We start from the raw sequence: 370 nt of genomic DNA, 5'->3' as shown, positions 1-370 counted from the left end.
CACCACTCAGTCTATCTCTTCCTTACCAAGACCAACAAGCAGCGCATGGCACAGCAGAGCAACTTCTCTTCACTCTGCCGTGGACACCTGTTACCCAAGGAAATCACCAACAAGGAGGAGGTGATGAAGTTTATGGAAGCCGTAGACCAGTTCGAGCGCATCATCAATGATACCGAGCAGATAAGGATTGTCCGCATGACAGAAGACGAGTTGGTAGGCACAAATGAAAAGGGCGGACTGCTTGACAGGTATTTCTCTCTATCAGAAGAAGGGCATGCGTCTTTGGAGGACATCCGTCTGGGCGCAGACCTTGTGCGTGTGGGCGACAATCAGCTGTGTCTGCATACACTTTCCGATACGGATGACCTAC

Annotated in this window: 1 pseudogene; it reads left to right on the top strand. The window is 50.8% G+C overall.

Features of this window, described 5'->3' with window-relative positions:
* Positions 1 to 370 (top strand): annotated as a pseudogene (locus tag HMPREF2983_RS03925) (conjugal transfer protein TraG); the annotation flags it as partial.

The sequence above is a fragment of the Prevotella sp. HMSC077E09 genome (assembly GCF_001814685.1).
Lineage (GTDB): Bacteria > Bacteroidota > Bacteroidia > Bacteroidales > Bacteroidaceae > Prevotella > Prevotella oris.
The sequence above is the reverse complement of the archived record's forward strand: the minus strand, read 5'-3'. Positions and strand labels throughout refer to the sequence as shown.